Here is a 3,742-nt window from a genome sequence, read left to right as displayed (position 1 = left end):
AAAGAAGTTTTTCCTTTATCTGGCCGAGCTGATTTTTGAAATCATTAAAATGACCAGCATTTCTAAAGCCGAAACTTTAAGAAGGGTAAAATTTACCGGACTGGAGCAATTGGAAGTTCATTTTAAAGCTGGCGAAAGCGTTTTAGCCTGTACGGGGCATTACGGTAACTGGGAATTAGGTACCTTAGCGCTTGGATTGAGTATTTCGGCAAAAACCATGGTAATTTTCAAACCCATTTCGAACAAGGTATTCGGAAAGTGGTTTGATTATGCACGTACAAAGTTCGGTAATGTTTTTATTGCCATGCGGCAAACACTCCGTGGTATGGCAGCTTATAAAAATGAGCCTACACTTTTATGTTTTGCAAGCGATCAATCACCAACACGTGAAGAGGCTAAATATTTTGTAGAATTTATGCATCAGCCTACCGCAGCACTATTGGGGGTCGAAAAAATTGCAAAATCAACGAAAAGACCGGTATACTATTTTAAGGTAAATGTGGTGAAAAAAGGCTACTATCATGTAGAAGTGTTACCGATGTGCCTCGAACCCTGCAAGATGGATGAATTTGAAATCACCGATCTGCATTTTAAGTTTTTAGAAGATATTATTAAAGAACAGCCCCAATATTGGCTTTGGAGCCATAAACGCTGGAAGTTTAAACCCGAATAAAAAAGAATGAACCCATCAGTAGCCGTTGTAATTTTAAACTGGAATGGAAAAGCATATTTAAATCAGTTTTTGCCCGGAATCTTAAGTTCCGAATATGATAACCTGCAAATTATTGTGGGCGATAATGCCTCAACAGACGATTCAGTTTCATTTTTGCAGGAGAATTTCCCAACTGTTAAAATCATCCAAAACGACCAAAATTATGGTTTTGCAGGAGGTTACAATAAAGTTCTGGAGCGTGTAAAAGCCGATTATTTTATCCTGCTCAACTCAGATGTGGAAGTAACCCCTAACTGGATCAAACCGGTTATCGATCTGATGGAAAGCGATCTTCAGATTGCAGCTGCACAGCCCAAAATAAAGTGGCAGCTCAATAAAAACCAGTTCGAATATGCCGGTGCTGCAGGTGGTTACCTGGATATTTATGCCTTCCCTTTTTGCCGGGGAAGATTATTTAACGTTTACGAATTGGACAATGGCCAATACAATGAGCAAAAGGAGGTTTTTTGGGCCAGTGGTGCTGCATTTTTTATCAAAAGCAAATGTTGGCGGGAAACCGGCGGACTAGATGCAGATCTTTTTGCACACATGGAAGAAATAGACCTTTGCTGGCGTTTAAAGAACCTCGGTTATAAAATTATGTATTGCCCTAACGCAGAGGTTTACCATGTTGGCGGGGGTACTTTGCAAACAGAAAACCCTTTTAAAACCTACCTCAATTTCAGGAATAACCTCATCATTATGCAGAAAAATCTTCCTGCAGCTGATGCCGTTTTCAGGATTTTCATCCGCATGTTTATCGATTTTATAGCCTGGTGGCACTTTTTACTCACGGGAAAACCAAAATTCACCATGGCAGTGAGCAAAGGACACTGGCATTTTCTTAAATCCCTTTCAAAAACGAACAAAAAACGGAAAGCAGTTCAAAAGGCTTATGCCGCACACACCGGAGTGTACAACAACAGTGTTGTTTGGGCATTTTTCATTAAAAAGATTAAACATTTTTCGGAATTGAGGTAGCGGCATATCACCGCCCTTTTTTGTGCTGTAAGATGTTACCCATCTTGCACTGAAATCTACTTTCAGGTCGTCATTTGAGCGGAGTGCAACGCCTTCCGCTGGTCTGGAAATATTTTCCAGATCCAAGAACTGTGGATTTGTAATCCACAAAACTATTTAAACTTGCGAAGTTTTCCTTTCGCGCTCCCAATTTAAACTTCGCAAGAAAGCTATTTCAGCGATTCGTTAATCGATTTTTCTACCCAATATATGGTGTTAGAAGCCAAACCCAGTGTACTAAATGCAATGTAGCCTTTCTTATCAACCACAACATGTGTTGGATAACCCTTAACATCATATTTATTGGCGATATACCTTCCTCCATCTACAATATTGTAATTAAAAGCTGTTGATTTTAAGAAACTTTTCAGCTCATATTTTTCATCCAGCGCAATTGCCAGAAAAACAACATCTTTACTGTCTTTATATTTGGCAACCAGCTCGTTCAACTGCGGAATTTCACTTTTACACGGCGGACAGTTGATAAACCAGAAATTAATCACAAATACTTTTCCGGTACTGTCTCTTAAATCGTATTTATTGCCGTTCATATCTGTAACGCGCAAACCGTTAAACAGATCTCCTTCCCTAAACGAATCGCTTACTCTTGGTTTTGGTATACGATCCATATAAGCCGATTTTTGATCAGTTGATAATTGGTAAATCAGGTATTCAGGCTCTCCGCTATCGGTAAAAGTTTTTCTGTTTTTTATACCGTACTTACCTGTTTGCATTAATTTTTTCCAGGTATTGTAAGGATAAACTATCCCATCTTCACCCCTCACTACCGATTGTTCATTCAATACGTTTTTCTTGGGGATATTATCCTGCGCATGGCAAAAAACGGCACCGAATAAAAGAGCGATAAATATTAGATTTCTCAACATTTTGATAAGGTTTAGATCAATAAACTTTCGATAGCCAAACGGTAACCCTTAATACCGAACCCGGTTAAAACACCCTGACAGTTTTTCCCGGTTAATGAAACATGACGATACTCTTCGCGGGCATAAATATTCGAAATATGTACTTCAACTACAGGTGTTTTAATGGCTGCAATGGCATCTGCAATGGCAACCGAAGTATGTGTATAACCACCTGCATTTAATACCACGCCATCATAACTAAAGCCAACCTCATGCAATTTATTAATGATTTCGCCTTCAACGTTACTCTGATAATATTCAATTTCGATCTGGGGATAAACGGTTTTTAATTCTCTGATATAGTCTTCAATACTGGTATTTCCATAGATAGATGGTTCGCGAACACCCAGTAAATTTAAATTTGGTCCGTTAATAATTTGTAGTTTCATGATATGTTGTAACGTTAAATGTTGTAACGTTGCAATGTTATAAAAAATCTCATAAAAAGCATGCTTTGGCCATCATATATTAAAGGATTTAAATCATATTTAAAGCTTGAAAGGTCGTTATCAGGAAATTCTGTAGAAGCTTATCTAAATGATATCGATAAGCTTGCCCAGTATTTTAAATTGCTAAATGAAGAACCAAAACTGACTGACATTACCATAACCGACTTAAAATCTTTTATTTCGTGGTTAAATGAACTGGGAATGCTCGCCAGTACACAGGCCAGGGTAATATCAGGACTGAAAGCTTTTTTTTCTTATTTATTACTCGAAGATGTAATTACCGATGATCCGACCGCATTGCTGGAAGCCCCTAAACTGAGCAGAAAATTGCCAGATACGTTAAACATTTACGAAATTAATGAACTCATTGCCGCAATTGATGCCTCTAAACCTGAAGGAATGCGCAATAAAGCCATTATGGAAGTATTATATGGCTGTGGTTTACGCGTAACCGAATTAACCGAACTCAGAATTTCCAGTCTCTTCCCCCAGATAGAATTTATCAAAGTAATCGGGAAAGGCAATAAGGAGCGCCTGGTACCCATCGGCAGTACTGCTTTAAAATTGCTCGATATTTATATTAACGATGTGCGCGTGCATGCAAACATTAAAAAAGGAAATGAAGATTTTATATT

5 protein-coding genes are annotated in these 3,742 nt (G+C 38.2%); 3 read left to right on the top strand and 2 right to left on the bottom strand.

Annotation, left to right across the window (positions count from 1 at the left end; all coding sequences use genetic code 11):
• Both B2V92_RS19915 and B2V92_RS19910 read left to right on the top strand, forming a co-directional pair.
• A partial coding sequence (locus B2V92_RS19915; RefSeq protein ID WP_293311519.1) for a lysophospholipid acyltransferase family protein occupies nt 1–673 on the top strand: 673 nt, incomplete at its 5' end.
• A gap of 6 nt (nt 674–679) precedes the next feature.
• Nucleotides 680–1,693, top strand: a complete 1,014-nt coding sequence (locus B2V92_RS19910) for a glycosyltransferase family 2 protein (protein ID WP_293311517.1) — start codon at nt 680–682, stop codon at nt 1,691–1,693.
• Between the two features lie 209 nt (nt 1,694–1,902).
• Here the strand turns inward: B2V92_RS19910 and B2V92_RS19905 are convergent, their stop codons facing one another.
• Together B2V92_RS19905 and aroQ are read right to left on the bottom strand one after the other, a co-directional pair.
• Nucleotides 1,903–2,619: a TlpA family protein disulfide reductase gene (locus tag B2V92_RS19905; RefSeq protein ID WP_293311515.1), complete on the bottom strand. Its 717-nt coding sequence runs from the start codon at nt 2,617–2,619 to the stop codon at nt 1,903–1,905.
• A gap of 11 nt (nt 2,620–2,630) precedes the next feature.
• On the bottom strand, nt 2,631–3,047 hold the full coding sequence (aroQ, locus tag B2V92_RS19900) for a type II 3-dehydroquinate dehydratase (protein ID WP_293311513.1): 417 nt from the start codon (nt 3,045–3,047) through the stop codon (nt 2,631–2,633).
• Between the two features lie 60 nt (nt 3,048–3,107).
• Between aroQ and B2V92_RS19895 the strand changes: the two genes are divergently transcribed.
• Nucleotides 3,108–3,742 (top strand): tyrosine-type recombinase/integrase (locus B2V92_RS19895; protein ID WP_293311511.1); only part of this gene is annotated, 635 nt, incomplete at its 3' end.

This window comes from Pedobacter sp. UBA5917, assembly GCF_002432345.1.
Classification (GTDB): Bacteria; Bacteroidota; Bacteroidia; order Sphingobacteriales; family Sphingobacteriaceae; genus Pedobacter.
Note: the sequence above shows the minus strand (reverse complement) of the source record. Positions and strands in the feature narration are given on the sequence as shown.

Bases quoted from the DNA above. Each gene is read 5' to 3' on its own strand.
- B2V92_RS19910 (WP_293311517.1), top strand. From the start codon at position 680: ATGAACCCATCAGTAGCCGTTGTAATTTTAAACTGGAATGGAAAAGCA.
- B2V92_RS19905 (WP_293311515.1), bottom strand. From the start codon at position 2,619: ATGTTGAGAAATCTAATATTTATCGCTCTTTTATTCGGTGCCGTTTTT.
- aroQ (WP_293311513.1), bottom strand. From the start codon at position 3,047: ATGAAACTACAAATTATTAACGGACCAAATTTAAATTTACTGGGTGTT.